At 66.2% G+C, this 18681-nt stretch carries 18 protein-coding genes; 4 read left to right on the plus strand and 14 right to left on the minus strand.

From position 1 onward, the window contains the following. Positions 1 to 7: 7 nt before the first annotated feature. From hisH to VFW84_RS08625, 10 genes are all read right to left on the minus strand, one after another. The gene (gene hisH, locus VFW84_RS08580) at positions 8 to 694 is read right to left on the minus strand and encodes an imidazole glycerol phosphate synthase subunit HisH (protein ID WP_329680037.1); all 687 of its coding nucleotides are present in this window, start codon (positions 692 to 694) and stop codon (positions 8 to 10) included. Positions 695 to 728: 34 nt separating this feature from the next. Then, positions 729 to 1334, minus strand: a complete 606-nt coding sequence (hisB, locus tag VFW84_RS08585; RefSeq protein ID WP_329680038.1) for an imidazoleglycerol-phosphate dehydratase HisB — start codon at positions 1332 to 1334, stop codon at positions 729 to 731. Then, positions 1331 to 2443 carry a histidinol-phosphate transaminase gene (hisC, locus tag VFW84_RS08590; protein WP_329680039.1) on the minus strand — a complete coding sequence of 371 codons (1113 nt, stop codon included), beginning with the start codon at positions 2441 to 2443 and terminating at the stop codon, positions 1331 to 1333. The genes hisB and hisC overlap by 4 nt, the downstream gene beginning before the upstream one ends. A gap of 38 nt (positions 2444 to 2481) precedes the next feature. After that, a complete protein-coding gene (locus VFW84_RS08595; RefSeq protein ID WP_329680040.1) occupies positions 2482 to 3765 on the minus strand; it encodes a diguanylate cyclase in 1284 nt (427 codons plus the stop codon). 777 nt (positions 3766 to 4542) lie between these two features. Next, positions 4543 to 5859 (minus strand): histidinol dehydrogenase, encoded by a 1317-nt coding sequence (gene hisD / locus VFW84_RS08600; RefSeq protein WP_329680041.1) that lies wholly within the window; start codon positions 5857 to 5859, stop codon positions 4543 to 4545. A gap of 61 nt (positions 5860 to 5920) precedes the next feature. Then, positions 5921 to 6559 carry an ATP phosphoribosyltransferase gene (hisG, locus tag VFW84_RS08605; RefSeq protein WP_329680055.1) on the minus strand — a complete coding sequence of 213 codons (639 nt, stop codon included), beginning with the start codon at positions 6557 to 6559 and terminating at the stop codon, positions 5921 to 5923. Positions 6560 to 6561: 2 nt separating this feature from the next. Further along, positions 6562 to 7860 carry a UDP-N-acetylglucosamine 1-carboxyvinyltransferase gene (gene murA / locus VFW84_RS08610; protein WP_329680042.1) on the minus strand — a complete coding sequence of 433 codons (1299 nt, stop codon included), beginning with the start codon at positions 7858 to 7860 and terminating at the stop codon, positions 6562 to 6564. 131 nt (positions 7861 to 7991) lie between these two features. Continuing rightward, a complete protein-coding gene (locus VFW84_RS08615) occupies positions 7992 to 8246 on the minus strand; it encodes a BolA family protein (protein ID WP_329680043.1) in 255 nt (84 codons plus the stop codon). Positions 8247 to 8286: 40 nt separating this feature from the next. After that, positions 8287 to 9060, minus strand: coding sequence for an ABC transporter permease (locus VFW84_RS08620; RefSeq protein ID WP_329680044.1), 774 nt, complete (start codon positions 9058 to 9060; stop codon positions 8287 to 8289). Beyond that, on the minus strand, positions 9057 to 9995 hold the full coding sequence (locus tag VFW84_RS08625) for an ABC transporter ATP-binding protein (protein ID WP_329680045.1): 939 nt from the start codon (positions 9993 to 9995) through the stop codon (positions 9057 to 9059). Before VFW84_RS08625 ends, VFW84_RS08620 begins: the two co-directional genes overlap by 4 nt. A gap of 40 nt (positions 9996 to 10035) precedes the next feature. Between VFW84_RS08625 and VFW84_RS08630 the strand changes: the two genes are divergently transcribed. Further along, a complete protein-coding gene (locus VFW84_RS08630; RefSeq protein WP_329680046.1) occupies positions 10036 to 10782 on the plus strand; it encodes a TetR/AcrR family transcriptional regulator in 747 nt (248 codons plus the stop codon). A gap of 46 nt (positions 10783 to 10828) precedes the next feature. After that, positions 10829 to 11098 (plus strand): acyl-CoA-binding protein, encoded by a 270-nt coding sequence (locus tag VFW84_RS08635; RefSeq protein WP_329680047.1) that lies wholly within the window; start codon positions 10829 to 10831, stop codon positions 11096 to 11098. Positions 11099 to 11125: 27 nt separating this feature from the next. On the opposite strand, the gene VFW84_RS08640 is transcribed toward VFW84_RS08635, so the two are convergent. The 3 genes from VFW84_RS08640 to VFW84_RS08650 are packed head-to-tail and all read right to left on the minus strand — an operon-like array spanning position 11126 to position 13396. Beyond that, positions 11126 to 11437, minus strand: coding sequence for a polyhydroxyalkanoic acid system family protein (locus VFW84_RS08640; RefSeq protein ID WP_329680048.1), 312 nt, complete (start codon positions 11435 to 11437; stop codon positions 11126 to 11128). Between the two features lie 35 nt (positions 11438 to 11472). Then, positions 11473 to 12147 carry a hypothetical protein gene (locus VFW84_RS08645; RefSeq protein ID WP_329680049.1) on the minus strand — a complete coding sequence of 225 codons (675 nt, stop codon included), beginning with the start codon at positions 12145 to 12147 and terminating at the stop codon, positions 11473 to 11475. Next, positions 12134 to 13396, minus strand: a complete 1263-nt coding sequence (locus VFW84_RS08650; RefSeq protein WP_329680050.1) for an ammonium transporter — start codon at positions 13394 to 13396, stop codon at positions 12134 to 12136. The genes VFW84_RS08645 and VFW84_RS08650 overlap by 14 nt, the downstream gene beginning before the upstream one ends. 162 nt (positions 13397 to 13558) lie before the next feature. Here VFW84_RS08650 and VFW84_RS08655 point away from each other — a divergent pair, with 162 nt between their 5' ends. Beyond that, a complete protein-coding gene (locus VFW84_RS08655) occupies positions 13559 to 14752 on the plus strand; it encodes a M20 aminoacylase family protein (protein WP_329680051.1) in 1194 nt (397 codons plus the stop codon). Here the strand turns inward: VFW84_RS08655 and VFW84_RS08660 are convergent. Continuing rightward, positions 14743 to 16488 carry a cation:proton antiporter gene (locus VFW84_RS08660; RefSeq protein WP_329680052.1) on the minus strand — a complete coding sequence of 582 codons (1746 nt, stop codon included), beginning with the start codon at positions 16486 to 16488 and terminating at the stop codon, positions 14743 to 14745. The genes VFW84_RS08655 and VFW84_RS08660 overlap by 10 nt on opposite strands. A gap of 126 nt (positions 16489 to 16614) precedes the next feature. On the opposite strand from VFW84_RS08660, the gene VFW84_RS08665 reads away from it, so the two are divergent. Further along, positions 16615 to 18681: HAD-IC family P-type ATPase (locus VFW84_RS08665; RefSeq protein ID WP_329680053.1), on the plus strand; the 2067-nt coding region annotated here is incomplete at its 3' end.

Raw genomic sequence — 18681 nt, forward strand, 5'->3', positions numbered from 1 at the left:
CTGAGGATCAGGGCTGCCAGGTCAGGAAATTGCGGTACAGCGCCAAGCCATGCTCCGCGCTCTTTTCAGGGTGAAACTGTGTTGCAAAAATATTATCCCGAGCAACCGCGCAGGTAAAGCGGACACCGTAGTCGGTTTCACCGCTGCTGTGTTGGGGATTATCCACAAGCGCATGGTAGCTGTGGACGAAATAGAAATAGCTGTCCTGCGGGATTCCGGCCCACACAGGATGGGGCTGTCCGCCCCACAGACCGGGGTGGCTGACCTGGTGGACCTGGTTCCAGCCCATCTGGGGCACCTTGTAGCGGCTGCCATCGGCCTGGCGCATGCCATCGAGGCGGAAGCGCCGCACCTGACCGGGGATGAGGCCCAGGCCGGGGGTGTCCTGCTCTTCTGAGTGGTCCAGCAGCATCTGCATGCCCACGCACACGCCCATCAGGGGCTTGCGGGCGGCCGCATCGAGCACCGCGCTCAGCAGGCCGCCGCCATGGGCTTCACGCAGCTCGCGCATGCAGTCGCGCATGGCGCCCTGCCCGGGCAACACCACGCGTTCGGCGGCGAGCACGACGTCGGGGTCGTTGGTCACCACCACCTTCAGGTTCAAACCCTGGGCTGCGTGCTCGACCGCCTGGGAGACGGAGCGCAGATTGCCCATGCCGTAGTCGATCACGGCCACCGTCGATGTCTGGCTCATGGCATCAGGAAAGAAGCATCACAGAGAGGGCGGCTCACAGGGAACCCTTGGTGGAGGGAATGACCCCCGCCATGCGCGGATCACGCTCCAGCGCACCGCGCAAGGCACGCGCAAAGGCCTTGAACACCGTTTCGCACTGGTGGTGCGCATTGACGCCCTTGAGGTTGTCGATGTGCAAGGTGACGCCCGCATGGTTGACGAAGCCCTGGAAGAACTCATAGGTCAACTGCGTGTCGAAACCACCGATGCTGCCCGAGGTGAAGGGGATGTCGATGTGCAGGCCGGGGCGACCGGAGAAGTCGATCACCACGCGGGACAGTGCCTCATCAAGCGGCACGTAGGCGTGGCCGTAACGGCGGATGCCCTTCTTGTCGCCCACGGCCTTGGCAAAGGCCTGGCCCAGGGTGATGCCCACGTCCTCGACGGTGTGATGGCCATCGATGTGCAGATCGCCCACGGCATGGATGTCCAGATCGATCAGACCATGGCGGGCGATCTGGTCAAGCATGTGGTCGAAGAAGCCGATGCCGGTGTGCAGCTTGGCCGCACCGGTGCCGTCCAGATTGACGCGCACGGTGATCTGGGTTTCAGCGGTGTGGCGCGTGACTTCGGCCACGCGATCGCATTCAGGAGCGTTCATGCAGGATGGAGGGTCAGGGGTTCGCGCAGGAGATCGGTCAATGCCGCGATCAGGGCGTCGTTTTCAGAGGGCAGCCCCACGGTCAGGCGGATACAGTTTGCCAGCAATTGGTGCAGACCCGCCACATTTTTGATCAGGATGCCACGCTGCTTGAGCGCGGTAAACACAGCGGCTGAATCGTTCACGCGCACCAGGATCATGTTGGCCTGGCTGGGATAGGCCCGTGCACCCGGCATGGCGGCCAGAGCGGCCATCAGGCGGGCGCGCTCGGCCTTGATGACCTCGGCCTGGCGTGCGAACTCGTCGGCATGCTCCAGGGCGAAGAGGGCGGCCTCGGTGTTGAGCACGCTGATGTTGTAGGGCGGACGCACCTTGTCGACCTGTTCGATCAGGGCGCGGGGGCCGAACATATAGCCCAGGCGCACGCCCGCCAGGCCGAACTTGGACAGCGTGCGCATCAGCAGCACATGGGGGTGCTGGCGCAGGCGCTCGGCGTAGTGGCGGCTCGCAAAGGGCTGGTAAGCCTCGTCGATCACGACCAGGCCGCAGCCCTGCTCGCCCACGGCCTGCACGACCTGTTCGATGGCGTCGTCGCTCCACAGATTGGCCGTGGGGTTGTTGGGGTAGGCGATGTAGGTGATGGCCGGGCGGTGTTCGCGCACGGCCGCCACCATGGCAGGGGCATCGAGTTCGAAGTCGGCGGTGAGGGGCACGCCCACGAAGCGCAGACCCGCCAGCTTGGCGGACATCTCGTACATGACGAAGCCCGGCAGCGGGGCCAGCACCGTGGCACCCGGCTGGGCACAGGCCACCGACAAGAGGGAGATCAGCTCGTCCGAGCCATTGCCCAGCACCAGACCCTGCTCGTCGCTGACCTGCGCGTAAGCGCGCAAGGCGGCATGCAGATCGTTGATGCGGGGGCCGGGATAGCGGTTGAGCGCCACAGCGCCCAGGCGCTGCCCGAGTTCAGCCTGCAGCGCGGACGGCAGGGTGAAGGGGTTTTCCATCGCGTCGAGCTTGATGAAGCCCGCAGCATCCTGCACGACATAAGCGTGCATGGCGCGCACATCGGCGCGAAAGGTTTCTTGGAGACGGTCGTTGGTGCTCATGAGGCTAAGGCTGCAAACAGCCGAGTTAGCCTGAGGGATTATCTCACGAGGGCTTGTTGCAACTCGTCCTCGCCGCCCTTGTCCAGACGTTCGGTGCGGTTGCGCCCGGCCGCCTTGGCGCGGTAGAGCGCCTGGTCGGCGCGATCCACCGTCTCGGACATGAGCTCGCCCGTGGCATAGCAGGTGATGCCGGAAGAGAAGGTCACGCGCAAACCGGGCACGGTGGGGCTGACCTCGGTGCGCGACAGGGCCTGGCGGATGCGCTCGAGCACCAGCCGGGCGCTGTGGCAGTCGGTGTCCGGGAACATGATGAGGAACTCCTCCCCACCCCAGCGCGCCACCTGGTCGGCATTGCGCAGGCCGGCCGTGATGACCTGGGCGGTGGAGCGCAGCACCTCGTCGCCCACGGCATGGCCATGTTCGTCATTGACGTGCTTGAAGAAGTCCAGATCGAGCATGCACACACAGCAGGACCGGCCGGAGCGGTCGGCGCGGGTGCGCTCCGTGTCCAGCAAGGCCAGCATGTGGCGGCGATTGAAGAGCCCGGTCAACTCGTCACGGATGGCCTGGCCCTGCAACTTGGCCAGTGCAGCGATGAGTTCGGTCTTGCGCTCGGTGGAGCGCGCACGCATGAGCGAGAGCTGGTGCCCCAGCATGCTCAGGCTGATCAGGATGACCAGCAGGACGCCGAAGTGGACCCATTGCAACTCGGCCATGTGGGTCACCGCCCGCTCCTCATGGGCCACCATGCCGAATGCGCCGGCGAACACGGCCCCGGCCAGTGTGCAGGCATGGACCAGTTGGCGCGACGTGACGGTGAACATGCCGAACATGAGGATGATGAAGAGCAGCATCAGCGCGATGCCGCGTCCCGGGCCACCGATCACATAGCCCCAGCCGAGAAACACCACGCAGACCACCATATTGGCCTCGATCATGGAGGGATCGGACAGTGACTTGTTCAAGCCGGTGCGGTAGATCGTGAAGATGCCCACCAGGGCGGCCAGCGCACAAAGTGTGAGTTGTTGCGCGTCCAGCGGGTTGACCACGCCACGCGCGGCGCCATAGTTCAGGGCCAGCACACCTGCGGTGCAGTTGGTCACGCCGACCATGAAACGCCAGATGTGGGCCTTCTGGTGCGGATCGGCCGAAAACGCCCAGTCACTGAGGCGCGCAAGCAGGGGCCAGCGGGAGGTGTGCTGGTTGCGGCAGCTGATCAGCATGGCCAGGCAGAGCACCAGCAGGAACACCATCAGCGCCCAGATTTCCACATACTGGGACGAGTCACTGCTGATCGACGGGGAAACTGCACTGGGAAACACGGCCACACCATTCAGGAGATTTCACCCCTGAATTCTCAAGCCTTGGGGTCCAACTCGGCTGGATTCACTATCGCATGCATGCCAATTAATGCCAAGCGGGGACCACCCACCTCGGGGGGGGAACGGATGGCTTGCGATGGGTAGAAGCGCTTTGGCGTGAGAGCGCAGGGCTGGGTCGGAGGGGGCCTGTCGTTCGGGCTTCAAGTGGGTGGTCCCGCTGCGCGGGACTCCCTTCCGGTGCTCGTCAGGAGGCAGCGTTGGCGAACTCGCTGCGCGCCCTGCGGGCTCTTCGCTCAGACAACGCCAACGAGTTTGAGCTTGATGCGTGCTGCGCACGCCTGCCTCCCGCCTGCGCTCCTCAGCACCCACTCAGGCGCCCGCCCGACAGGCCCCCTCCGCCCTTGGTCGCCCTGCTGGTGGCATGCACAGGCCCCGGGGACGAGGCATGCATCGGTTGACGCGTGAGAGCACACGATAGCGCCGCGCGCTCTTCGCATGCCACCAGTGGGGCGATGAAGGGCCGAGGGGGGCTCTGGCCGGGCGCCTCGGGGGCGCCGAGCAGCACAGTGTCGAGGTGGGCGCGCGCAGCGCGCTTCAATAACTGACTCGTCGGGGTTGTCTGAGCGGATCGCCTGCAGGGCGAGTAGCGAGTTCCCCGACGCCACCTCGACGCGAGCAGCGCAGGTGTGTCCCGCGCAGCGGGACCGCCCCCGTGAAGCCCGGACAGAGCCCCTCTCGGCCCGCGCCCCACGACTCCCCGAAAAAACGCTCAGCAGATCAGCGCGACTTCAAACGGAACTCAGCCGCCTGCGCATGCGCCTGCAAACCCTCGCCATAGGCCAGCACCGCCGCCGTCTTGCCCAGCACCTGGGCACCCGCTTCGCTGACCTCGATCAGGCTGGAGCGCTTCTGGAAGTCATACACCCCCAGGGGCGACGAAAAACGCGCCGTGCCCGAGGTGGGCAGCACGTGGTTGGGGCCGGCACAGTAGTCGCCCAGCGACTCACTGGTCCAGGCGCCCAGGAAAATGGCGCCCGCATGCTTGAGCAAAGGCTCCCAGCGGTGCGGATCACTGGAAGACACCTCCAGGTGCTCTGGCGCAATCCGGTTACTGATCTCGCACGCCTCGTCCATGCTGCGGGTGTGGATCAAGGCGCCACGCCCCTCCAGCGACGCACGGATGATGGCCGCGCGCGGCATGGTGGGCAGCAGGCGGTCGATCTCGGCCTGCACCTTGGCGATGTAGGCGGCATCCGGACACAGCAGGATGCTCTGGGCCAGCTCGTCATGCTCGGCCTGGCTGAACAGGTCCATGGCCACCCAGTCGGGCGGCGTGCTGCCATCGGCCAGCACCAGGATCTCGCTGGGCCCGGCGATCATGTCGATGCCGACCTGCCCGAAGACATGCTTCTTGGCACTGGCCACATAGGCATTGCCCGGGCCCGTGATCTTGTCGACCTTCGGGACGGTGGCGGTGCCATAGGCCAGCGCCGCCACGGCCTGCGCGCCACCGATGGTGAATGCACGGGACACCCCAGCCACGTAGGCGGCGGCCAGCACCAAGGGGTTCTTCTCGCCACGCGGAGTGGGCACGACCATGATGATCTCTTCCACACCCGCCACATGGGCGGGAATGGCGTTCATCAGCACGGATGAAGGATAGGCCGCCTTGCCACCCGGCACATAGATGCCCACGCGGTCCAGCGGGGTGACCTTCTGCCCCAGCAGCGTGCCGTCTTCGTCGCGGTAGGACCAGCTCAGGCCGCAGGCCTGCTTCTGGCGCTCGTGGTAGCTGCGCACACGCGCCGCAGCCGATTGCAGCGCGGTGCGCTGATCGGCCGGCAGGCTGTCAAAGGCGGCCTTGAGCTCGCCCTGCCCCAGCTCCAGCGCCCCCATGCCGTCCACCGTCAGGTGGTCGAAGCGGGCGGTGTATTCCAGCACGGCGGCATCACCGCGTGTGCGCACATCGGCCAGGATGGCGGCCACGCGGTCCTCGATGGCCGTGTCGGTCTCGGCCGACCAGTGCAGCACCTTCTGGAAGGCGGCATCGAAGTCAGGCTGCGAGGTGGCGAGGTGGCGGATCTGGACGGTCATGGACGCTAGCTTGTCAGAAAAACACATGGGCCCGCAGGCCCTGGGGTCACCCCTCCAGCCATCAGGCCGGGGTGGCAGAGCGGAAGGCCTCGATCAGGGCTCGGATGGGCTCGCGCTTGAGCTTGAGCGCCGCCTGGTTGACCACCAGACGCGAGGAGATGTTCATGATCTGCTCGACCTCGACCAGCTTGTTGGCCTTGAGCGTGTTGCCGGTGGACACCAGGTCCACGATGGCATCGGCCAGGCCAGTCAGCGGTGCGAGCTCCATCGAGCCGTACAGCTTGATCAGGTCCACGTGCACGCCCTTGTTGGCAAAGTGCTCGCGGGCGATGGTGGTGTACTTGGTGGCCACGCGGATGCGCGAGCCTTGCTTGACGGCCGCAGCATAGTCAAAGTCGGCCCGCACGGCCACGCTCATGTGGCACTTGGCGATGTTGAGGTCCAGCGGCTGGTAGAGGTTGTCGCCGCCATGCTCGATCAGGATGTCCTTGCCGGCCACGCCGATGTCGGCGCCGCCATGCTCCACATAGGTGGGCACATCGGTGGCGCGCACCAGCACCACACGCACATCCGGGCGGTTGGTGGGCAGGATGAGCTTGCGGGTCTTTTCCGGGTCTTCGGTGACCTCGATGCCGGCCGCGGCCAGCAGGGGCAAGGTCTCTTCGAAGATGCGGCCTTTGGAGAGTGCGAGGGTGATCATGCTCATGCCTTGACCCGTTCGATGTCGGCGCCAATGGCACGCAGCTTGGCTTCCATGCGGTCATAGCCCCGGTCGAGGTGGTAGATGCGATCGACCAGGGTCTCGCCATCGGCCACCAGGCCGGCAATCACCAGGCTGGCAGAAGCACGCAGGTCCGTGGCCATCACGGTGGCACCCGACAACTGGGGCACGCCCGTGACCACGGCGCTGTGCCCGTCAACTTCGATCTTGGCGCCCAGGCGGATCAGCTCGTTGACGTGCATGAAGCGGTTTTCAAAAATGGTCTCGTGGATCACCGCTGTGCCCTCGGCCACGCAGTTGAGCGCCATGAACTGCGCCTGCATGTCGGTCGGGAAGGCCGGGTACTCACGAGTGCGGAAACCCACCGACTTGGGGCGCGCATCGGCCTGGACACGGATCCAGTCCGCACCGGCCTCGATGGAGACACCCGCTTCGCGCAGCTTGTCGATCACCGACTCGAGGTGGCCGGCGTTGGCCTTGCGCAAGGTGACATCGCCACCGGCAGCGCCCACGGCGCACAGGAAGGTGCCCGTCTCGATGCGGTCGGGAATGATCTGGTGGGCATGGGCAGGGCTCAGGCCATGCAGGCGCTCGACACCCATGATGCGGATGCGGTGGGTGCCATGACCTTCGATCTTCGCGCCCATGGCGATCAGCATCTCGGCCAGGTCGGTGATCTCGGGCTCTTGTGCGGCGTTTTCGAGCACGGTTTCACCCTCGGCCAGCACGGCGGCCATCAGCAGGTTCTCGGTGCCGGTGACGGTGACCATGTCGGTGGTGATGCGCGCGCCCTGCAGCCGCGTGGGCTGACCATCGGCGCCCACGGGAGTGCGCGCCTCGATGTAGCCGTGCTCCACCGTGATCTGGGCCCCCATGGCCTGCAGGCCCTTGATGTGCTGATCGACAGGGCGCGATCCGATGGCGCAGCCGCCGGGCAAGGACACCCGCGCCCGGCCAAAGCGCGCCAGCAGCGGCCCCAGCACCAGGATGGATGCCCGCATGGTCTTGACCAGTTCGTAGGGCGCTTCAGGGTTGTTCACCTGGCCAGCGTCCAGCGTGACCCGGTTCGGGTCGTCCGCTTGGCGGGCCCCCGTCACACCCATATTGGCCAGCAGCTTGAGCGTGGTCGACACGTCCTGCAACTGCGGCACATTGGCCAGGGTGACAGGCTCCGGGCTGAGCAGCACGGCGCACAGGTCAGGCAAAGCAGCGTTTTTGGCGCCGGAGATCGTCACTTCGCCTTGCAGGCGACGACCGCCGCGAATCAGGAGTTTGTCCATGAAGCACAGAGGGCGCGATGCCTCCGCGGTGACGGGGTCGCGCCAAAAAATGAGGGCTGACAGAAAAAAACGATTTCAGATCAACAACTTGCCACGGCAACCACCACCGGACAAGTGAGCCGACAACGAGGTCAGGCGGCCTTGCCCTGGGTCGACCATTCGGCCGGGGTGAGGGTCTTCATCGACAGTGCGTGGATCTGAGCCCGCATTCTATCGCCCAGGGCCTGGTAAACGCGCTGATGACGCTGGATGCGGCTCTTGCCCTCGAACTCGGTGGACACGATGGTGGCGAAAAAGTGCTGACCATCGCCTTCGACGTCCAGATGCTCGCAGGGCAGACCGGCGGCAATGTACTGCTGGACGTCGGCGGGTGTGGGGTTGGACATGGTGGACTCGCGATACGGGTGAGAGGGATGAAGGATGCGCTCAATGCCGGATTTTGTACCCGACCTGGAGCAGACGCAGCGCCAGCAGCGACACCCCCAGCGTGGCCGACGACACCACGGCCAGGCTGAGCCAGGGGCTCACATCGCTGACACCGAAGAAGCCGCGCCGGAAACCGTCGATCAGGTAGAAGAAGGGATTGAAGTGAGACAGCGCCTGCCAGAACGGCGGCAGAGAGTGCACCGAATAGAACACGCCCGACAGGAAGGTCATGGGCATGATGATGAAATTCTGGAAGGCCGCCATCTGGTCGAACTTTTCCGCCCACAGGCCCGCGATCAGCCCCAGCGCCCCCAGCAGGGTGCCGCCCAGCACGGCAAAGCACAGGGCCCACCCCGGCTCGGCCAGCCCGGGCGGCGCAAACCAGGCGGTGACGAGGAACACGCCGGTCCCCACGGTCAAGCCCCGCACGAGCGATGCGCCCACATAGGCCAGGAACCAGGCCCGGTGCGACAGCGGCGTGAGCAGCACAAAGACCAGATTGCCCGTGATCTTGCTCTGGATGAGCGATGAGGAGCTGTTGGCAAAGGCGTTCTGCAACAGGCTCATCATGACCAGGCCCGGGATCAGGAAGCGGGTGTAGCCCACGTCCTTGAAGACCTGCACATGGTCCTCCAGCACATGACCGAAGATCAGCAGGTAGAGCACCGCCGTGAGCACCGGGGCACCCACGGTCTGGAAACTCACCTTCCAGAAGCGCAGCACCTCCTTGCGGAACAAGGGCGAGGCACCGGCAAAGCTGTTGGCCCAGTTCATGCCGGCACCTCCGCAGACACCTCGCGTGGCGCCCCCTGCCCTTGCATGATGGACAGGAAGACGTCCTCCAGGTCGGCCCGGCCGATCTCGAGGTCTTCGACGCGGCACGCGGCCTGGCGCAGGGAGGCCAGCGTCTGCTCCACCCCCGCCGCATCTCGGGCCGGCAGTTGCACCACACGCCCGGTGATGCGGGCTACCGCCTGCAGGCCGGGGGGCAAAGGGTCGTCCGTCTTGAAGCGCAGCATGGTGCTGGCCGTGCCAGCGAGCAAGGCCGAGGTGCGATCCAGCGCCACCAGTTGACCCTGCTTGAGCATGCCGATGCGGTGGCACAGGGCTTCGGCCTCTTCCAGGTAATGGGTGGTCAGGAGCACGGTGTGGCCCTGCTTGTTGAGCCGGGCGATGAAATGCCACAGGGTCTGGCGCAGCTCCACGTCCACCCCGGCCGTGGGCTCGTCGAGCACGATGACCGGCGGCTTGTGCACCAGGGCCTGGGCCACCAGCACGCGCCGCTTCATGCCCCCCGAGAGCTGGCGCATATTGGCGTCGGCCTTGTCGCTCAGGCCCAGCTCGTGCAGCAACTCGTCGATCCAGGCATCGTTGTGGCGGATACCGAAGTAGCCGCTCTGGATGCGCAAGGTCTCGCGCACCGAGAAGAAGGGGTCGAACACCAGCTCTTGCGGCACGACCCCCAGGGCGCGGCGCGCGGCCTGATAGTCGGTGCGCACGTCATGGCCCAGCACCAGGGCCTGCCCGGTGCTGGCGCGCGAGAGGCCCGCCAGGATGCTGATCAAGGTGGTCTTGCCCGCCCCGTTGGGGCCCAGCAAACCGAAGAATTCGCCCTGCGCGATGTCAAAGCTCACCCCCTGCAGGGCCGGGACGACTCGCCCGCCCGAAGCAAAGGTCTTGGTGATGTGCTGGAAGGAGATGGCGTTCATGGAGGCGACAATTGTAGGAAGTCACCGCCCCGCACGCTGAATGATCGCCAAAAGACCTCGCAGAACCTTCGATCGCATCCTGGATGTGACGCTGACGCTGTTCAACCGCTTCGGTGAACCGAATGTGTCGACCAGCCAGTTATGCGGCGAGATGGGCATCAGCCCGGGCAATCTCTTCTACCACCACCCCACGCGGGATGCCCTGGTGGCCGCGCTGTTCCAGCGCTATGCCCAGGCCCTGGATGCCGTGCTGCAGATCCACGAGAGCACACCCCCTCAGCCCCTGCGGGTGTCGATCGAGGAGCCCAGCCCCTGGTGGCATGCGCTGGATCCGCCCCTGGCCCGGCTGAGCTGGCTGTGCGAGGATCTGGCCCGCACGGCGCGCACTTACCGCTTTCTGTACCGGGATCTGAGCGATCTGGTCTCGCGCCACCGCGTGCTGGAGGAAGGTCTGCCCGCCCTGCTGCGTCGCCAGGAGCACGCCTTGCATCAGGCCCTGAGCGCCCTGCCCTGGGAACACGAAGAAAGCGCGTCGGAATCCGTGGCAGTGTGGAGCGGCCTCTTGCTGGCCAGCCTGACCGGATGCATCGGTCTGGACGGTGCACTCGACCCGCGTGAGCGCCTGGGCGGCACGGATGAGCAATTCATTCAGCGGGCGCTGGGACGCGCTCTGGGCACGATCTGCCCGGCCCTGTCGCCCACGGTGCGAGACGCCCTGTCCACCCACCTGAGCAGGGGGGATGTGCTGGGGAGCAACCCCTGGTGGCTGCGCCCGTCGGACGGGTAAGATCCTCGCTCGACCGATGTACCTCAGGATCACCGAAGGAGACCCCATGTCCGACCTGAAAGCCCGCTTCGAACAAGCCCTGGCCGACTCCAAGCTGCTGCCCGCCAAGCCCGACAACAACACCCTGCTGCAGATCTATTCGCTCTTCAAGCAAGGCAGCGTGGGCGATGTGCAGGGCGATCGCCCCGGCATGATGGACTTTGTGGGCCGCGCCAAGTACGACGCCTGGGCCGCGCTCAAAGGCAAGACCCAGGACGCCGCCCAGCAGGCCTACATCGATCTGATCGAATCGCTGAAGGTGTCACTCAAGAAGTGAGCCCCGCCCGACTGGGCACCGAAGGCCTCAGGCTTGTGATGAGCCTGAGGCTTTTTCAATGATGCGGGCCAGATTCTTGGAAACCTCGGCCTCGATCATGGGCTTGAAGGCCTTCATCATCAGGCCCAGGTTCACATCGAGATCAAAGCTGTTGCCCGACACCAGCATGGTGCCGGTGACGCCCATGCGCTCGAACGTGATGGTGTCGCGATCGGCGCCCTGTTCGTGCTTGCACGACAGGCCCATCTTGCGGGCCGCGTCGTCCATCCACTCGCGCGCCAGTTCGCGTGCACGGTCGATGCCCAGGGTATGGGCTTGCTGGTATTGGATATCGCTCATGGTGTGCTCCTCGTTCTCAATCACTCAGGCCCACACTATAAATACCTTCGCACCCCCGCCAGCAAAGGATCCTGGCTGTTTTCGAACTCCCGGACGATGGCGGTGAAGCAGGCATCGGCCCGCACCGGCCCCAGCCACTCGGCCAGGGTCACATAGGCCGTATTGATCAGGCGTGTGCCGGCCCCGCGTGCGGGCCAGTCCCCCGTCAACTGGGGGCTGCGTCCCCACAGCCAGTCGGCCGCCTGCTGCAACAGCACGGGCGGGATGCGGCGCGCATGCACCAGCAGCGACTGGCGCCAGCGCTGGGGCGAATAGGTGTCGGGCGCTTCACGTGCCACACACTGCTCGACGGCTTCGACAAAGCGCTGCACCGCCACGGCAGAGATGCCCGGCGGGACCGAATCATTGGCACTGAGGCCCGGCTCGATCCGCGCGGTCTGGGGTGGCTCCGCGGCCTGAGCACGGCCGATGCCCTGGGCACGCATGGCGCGGATGATGCTCAAGTGCATCTCGGCCTCCTTGCCCTGCAGCCCGAACTGCTGAGCCACGGCGCGGCAATAGCGACTCAGCCCGGACATGACCGAGCCCTGCCCCGAGGCCGGACCTCGCCACAGCGAGGCGGCGTGTCGGGCCTGATCGGGCGCCAGGTAGGCGCCCAAGGCCAGCATCAGGGCACGGCTGGTGGCCGGATCCACCTCAGACGGGAGCATGCTTGCCGCGGTGGATGGCATCGTGCTGGAATTCGGGATAGCCCTGTTCATAGTGTTCCGTGAAGTCAAGTCCGCGTTGCTCATCCAGGGTCGAAGCGCGCAGGGGCACGACCATGTCGATCAGCCAGTACATCAGCAAAGAGGCGCCAAACCCCCAGATGCAGGCCACGATGCAGCCCAGGGCCTGCACCCCCACCCGCGCCGGATTGAACATGTCGCTGGCATCGAACAGCCCGGCAGCCAAAGTGCCCCACACCCCACCCACCACATGCACCGACACGGCGCCCACGACATCATCGATGCGCCGGGACTCCAGCACTTTGGCGGCCAGCACACTCAGCCCGCCGGCCACGGCCCCTGTCAGCAAGGCATAGGCGGGCTCCATGACGTGGCAGCCCGCTGTCACACCCACCAGTCCGGCGATGGATCCGTTCAGGGTGGCCGTGAGCAGGACCTTCTGGCGCAGCACCGTCAGCATGGCCATGGCGCCGAGGGCACCGGCCGCGCCCCCGAGGTGGGTGTTCAATGCGATTTTGCCCAGGCTCACGTTCGCCGCCAGTGTGCTGCCCGCATTGAAGCCAAACCAGCCGATCCACAGGATGAAGGAGCCCAGGGCCACCAGGGTCAGGTTGTGACCCAGGATCTGGCGGGGCTGCCCGTCGGGCCCGAAGCGGCCCAAGCGCGGCCCCACCACCATGAGGGCCGCCAGCGCCGCCCAACCGCCGATCGAATGCACCACGGTGGAGCCGGCAAAGTCGACAAAGCCCAGTTTCTTGAGCCAGCCTTCGCCACCGTAGACCGAGCCCCAGGCCCAGGCGCCGAAGACCGGGTAGATCAGGCCGGTGATGATGACCGAGCCGATGATGTAGGCCGAAAAACGCGTGCGCTCGGCAATGGCCCCACTGACGATGGTGGCCGAGGTGGCCGCAAACATCATCTGGAAGAACAGCATGCCGTATTGGGATTCGGGCACCGCATGCAGGCCGAAGGCCGTGGTGCCCAGCCAGCCTGTCTCGTTGAGGCCGAACATCAGCCCATAGCCCAGCATCCAGTACGCCACGGCGCCAAAGCACATGTCGCAGTAGTTCTTCATGATCACGTTGACCGTGTTCTTGCTGCGGGCCATGCCGGCTTCCAGAAAGGCAAAGCCCGCCTGCATGAAGAAGACCAGAGCGCCGGCCACCACCAGCCACAGCATGTCGATGGCGGCCCGCAGGCTGTGGAGGTCGGTGGCGAGAGAGGTGCTCATCTGGTGCGCAGGATCTGAAAAATGGAGGATCTGTTTTTCATATAGCAAGGGGCAGACCAGTTTTGCTGCAACGCAATATGGCCCCACCTGTTCAAGGGGTCCGGCCCGCCTGCACGCCCGCTCCGCTAAGATCCCACCGACTTGCTCACCTGCCATTGACCCATGACCGCTGCCTTGCCCGCCCTGCTGGCGCAGACCTCCGAGATGGTGGCCCTGCGACGCGACATCCATGCCCACCCCGAGCTCTGCTTTGAAGAGCAGCGCACCAGCGATCTGGTAGCGGCGCGGCTGAGCGAATGGGGCATCGAGGTGCACCGAGGGCTGGGCGGCACCGGCGTGGTCGGCGTCATCCAGGGACGCGCCGGCCCCCGCTCGATCGGCCTGCGCGCCGACATGGACGCCCTGCCCATGACCGAGCACAACCAGTTTGCGCATGCCAGCCGCCACCCCGGCAAGATGCACGCCTGCGGCCACGATGGCCACACCGCCATGCTGCTGGCCGCCGCGCGGCACCTGGCCACCGAGCGCGACTTCGCTGGCACGGTCTATCTGGTGTTCCAGCCTGCCGAGGAAGGGGGCGGGGGCGCTCGCGAAATGATGAAGGACGGGCTGTTCCAGCGCTTCCCCATGGAGGCCATCTACGGCATGCACAACTGGCCGGGGCTCGCCGTCGGCCAGTTCGCCATCCGCAGCGGGCCCTGTTTTGCCTCCAGCAACGAGTTCCGCATCACCATCAGCGGCAAGGGCTGCCATGCCGCCATGCCCCACCTCGGCACCGACCCCGTGCCGGTGGCCTGCCAGTTGGTCCAGGCCTTCCAGACCATCCTGACGCGCAATATGCGGCCGGTCGAAACCGGGGTGATCTCGGTCACCATGATCCAGGCCGGCGAGGCCACCAACGTCATCCCCGACGAGGTCACCATTCAGGGCACCGTGCGCACCTTCACGGTCGACACCCTGGACCTGATCGAGCAGCGCATGCGCGAGATGACCGAGCATGTGTGCGCGGCCTTTGGCGCCCAGGCCAGCTTCGATTTCCACCGCAACTATCCACCCACGGTCAACCACCCGGCAGAAACGGCCTTTGCGAGGCAGGTGATGTGCGAGGTGGTCGGCGCCGATCAGGTTCTGGAGTTCGAGCCCACCATGGGGGCCGAGGATTTCAGCTTCTTCCTGCAGGCCCACCCGGGGGCTTACTTCGTGATCGGCAATGGCGATGGCCAGCACCGCGATGGTGGCCACGGCCTGGGGCCCTGCATGCTGCACAACCCCAGCTACGACTTCAACGACGAACTGATTCCTCTGGGCGCCACCTTGTGGGTGAAGCTGGCCCAGGCCTGGCTGGCTCAGCCCTGATGAAGCTGGACCACGCGCAGGGCGCGTTCCTGCTCGATGATCTGGAGAACGGCCGCGTCCAGCACCCCCAGGCTCTGCAGCACGAAGGCTGACATCTGCAGGCCCGCCTCCTGGGTCTCGGGGATCACCGCCGAGGCGCCAGCCGCCAACAGTTCGCGGGCATGCGCTTCGTCATGGGAGCGCGCCACCAGCGGCAGGACCGGGTAGTTGGCGCGCACTGCCTTGACCGCGCGCAAGGCAGCCTGCGGGCTGTCCATCGTGATCACCACGGCCGCCGCGCGGTCCACATGGAGGCGATGCAGCATCTCGACCCGGCTGGCATCGCCGTAGAACACCGGCGCGCCGCCCGAACGCATGCGCGCCACCGCATGGGCATCGTGCTCCACGGCAATGAAGGGCACGCCCTGGCGCGCGAGCACCTCGCCCATCAGTTGCCCCACCCGGCCAAACCCGGCGATCACCACATGACCGGGAGGCACCCCGACGTCCTCAGGCATGGCCTGCGTCGTCGCGGCGGACCATCGGGCATCGATGCGGTCCCCCCAGATCGACCCCCAACGCGCCAGCACCGGCGTCACGAACAGGCTCAGGCCCACCACCAGCAAGATGAACTGACCCAAGGGCGGCGTGAACAGGCCGCTTGCGGTGGCCACACCCACCACGATGAAGGCGAACTCGCCCCCCTGTCCCAGCAGCAGGCCCGCCTCCAGGGAGCGCCCCCAGCTCAAGCCCCCCACACGGAACACGCCCATCACGACCGCCGCCTTGATGGCGATGAGACCGGCCACACTCAGCGGCACCCACAGGGGATTGCGCATCACTTCCCGCACATCGATGCCCATGCCCACCGACATGAAGAACAAGCCCATCAGCAAGCCCTTGAAAGGCTCGACGGTCACCTCGACCTCATGGCGATACTCGGTCTCGGCCAGCAGCAACCCGGCCAGCAAGGCTCCCAGGGCCATGGACAGGCCCGCCGCCGCCGTGAGCCCGGCGATGCCCATGGTGGACAGCAAGGTCAGGGCCATGAAGACATCGGGCTGACGTCGCCCGGCCAGATGGCGGAACACAGGCCGGATCAACTGGCGCCCCACCAGAAAGATCAGCAACACGGCCCCCACCGATTTGAGCAGGGTGATCGCGACGACCCGCCCCATGCCACCCTCCGGTGCGCCCGCCCCCAGCAGCCCGATCAGGATCAGCAGGGGCACCACGGCCAGGTCCTGCAACATCAGCACCGAGAAACTGGCCTGCCCCATGGGGGTGGCCAGCGCCTGCCGCTGTGACAAGAGCTGCATCACCACGGCGGTGGATGACAGCGACAGCACCAGCCCCATCACCAGCGCGGCCTGCCAGGTATTGCCAAAGGCCAGCGCCAAGGCCCCGATGACACCGGCACTCAGGGCCACCTGCACCCCGCCGCCACCGAACACCCAGCGCCTCAAGGCCCACAGACGCTCGGCCGACAGCTCCAGGCCGATCATGAACATCAGAAAGAGCACGCCCAGTTCGGCCAGAGCCTCCACACCCTTGAGCTGCGGGAAGGTGAACCAGGCCAGCTCTGGCCAGCGGTCCACCCACAGGCCCAGACCGTAGGGCCCCAGAGCCACACCGGCAGCCAGGAAACCCAGAACCTGGTTGATGCGCCAGCGCTGCAACAGAGGGATCAGGACGCCCGCCATCACCAGAAACAAGAGCGTTTCACGCAAGAAAGGAAAGCTGTGCTGCTCTTCCAAGAAGGCTCCTTCTGCCAACGGACCATGGATCAAAGAGTCCCTACTATAGGGGTGGCGTGCACACGCGCCGCCTTATGATCATCCCGACCCAGGCACTTGACGGGACCCCGTTCCATCGCGCAGTCCATGACCACGAAGCCCGAACACCCGGCGGCCCTGCGGACCGCCCACCTGCACACGGCAGCAGAGGTGGCGGCGCGCCTGCGCGTCAACCCGGATGAGGGACTGGCCGCAGACGAAGTCAACACCCGACGGGACCAGCACGGCCTCAATGCCCTGGACGACGCCGCACCCCGAAGCTGGGCCTCGCGCCTGTTGAGTCCCTTCAAGGACTTCATGATCGTGGTGCTGCTGGCCGCCGCCCTGCTGTCCGGCGTGATGGGGGATGTGACCGACACCCTGGTCATTCTGCTGATCGTCGTGCTCAACGCCGCCATCGCCGTGACGCAGGAGTGGCAGGCCGACCGCGCCATCGATGCCCTGCGCCAGATGTCCGCCGCCAAGGCCACGGTGCGCCGCGCGGGAAGCCACGACTGCATCGCCACAGAGCATCTGGTGCCTGGTGATGTGGTGCTGCTAGAGGCAGGCAACCTTGTGCCCGCCGATCTGCGCTTGCACGAGGTGGCCCAGTTGCGCGTGGACGAGTCGGCCCTCACCGGCGAGTCGATCACGGTCGAGAAGCACACCCACCACCTGCCCGAAGGCGAACATCCCCTGGGTGATCGCCTCAACATGGCCTACAAGGGCACGCTGGTCACCCATGGCCGCGCCACGGGTCTGGTGGTGGCCACCGGGCACGACACTGAACTGGGCCAGGTGGCCTCACTCTTGCAGCAGGCACCGGACCGCAGCACCCCGCTCCAGCAACGCCTGGCCGCATTTGGCAAGCGGCTCTCGGTGGTCGTGCTGGCCATCTGTGCCGTGGTCTTTGCCATCGGCGTCATCCGTGGCGAGTCGGTGCTGCTCATGGCCCTGACGGCCATCAGCCTCGCGGTGGCGGCCATCCCGGAAGCCTTGCCCGCCGTGGTCACGGTGCTGCTGGCCCTGGGGGCCAGGCGACTGGTCAAGGTCCATGCGCTGGTGCGCCGGTTGCCATCGGTCGAGACCCTGGGCTCGGTCACCACCATCTGCTCCGACAAGACCGGCACGCTGACGCTCAACCGCATGACGGTGCAGAGCGTTCATGCATCGGCAGGGCAGGATGCGGCACTGCTGACCACGGCCGTGCTCTGCAACGATGCCCGCGCCGAAGGCGCGAGCTGGGTGGGTGACCCCACGGAAACCGCCTTGCTGGCGGCGGCGGCCCGCCAGGGGCTGGACGTGCACGATCTGATCCGGCAACAGCCACGACAGCATGAATGGCCCTTCGATGCCGACCGCAAGCGCATGAGCACCCTGCATGCCCACGCGAAGGGCTGGCGCCTGTGCACCAAGGGGGCCCCTGAAATGGTCCTGCCGCGCTGCACCAGCCAGGCGGGCATCCAGGGGCCCGAGCCCATGGATCAGGCCCGCTGGTTGGCGCAGGCTCAATCGCTGGCGGCACAGGGCCTGCGCGTGCTGGCTCTGGCCCGACGCGAGGGCCAGGGCCCGGTGGAGGCCTGCTCCGCCGATCAGATCGAGCAGGAACTCCAACTGCTGGGCCTGATCGGTCTGATCGATCCACCACGCCCCGAAGCCACCGCCGCCGTGGCCGAATGCCTGAGCGCCGGGATCCGGCCGGTGATGATCACCGGGGACCACCCGGCCACGGCCCTGGCCATCGCCGGCCAGTTGGGCATCGTGGCCCCCGGCGCCGTGGAGGGCGCACCTCGCGCGCAGGCCCTCACCGGCGCCGAGCTGGCCGGCATGGACGACGACGCCCTGCGCACGGCCGTGAGCCGCATCAGCGTCTTTGCACGCATGGACCCCACCCAGAAGATCCGCATCGTGCAGGCCTTGCAGGCACAAGGCGAGTTCGTGGCCATGACAGGTGACGGGGTCAACGATGCCCCGGCACTCAAGGCCGCCGACATCGGCGTGGCCATGGGCCTGGGTGGCACCGATGTGGCCCGCGAGGCCGCCAGCCTGGTGCTGCTGGACGACAACTTCGCCACCATCGTCGGCGCCGTGCGGGAGGGACGTCGCATCTTCGACAACATCCGCAAGTTCATCCGCTACGCCATGACCGGCAACTCTGGCGAGATCTGGGTCCTG

This window comes from Aquabacterium sp. (assembly GCF_036279655.1).
In the GTDB taxonomy this organism is placed as follows: Bacteria; Pseudomonadota; Gammaproteobacteria; order Burkholderiales; family Burkholderiaceae_C; genus Aquabacterium.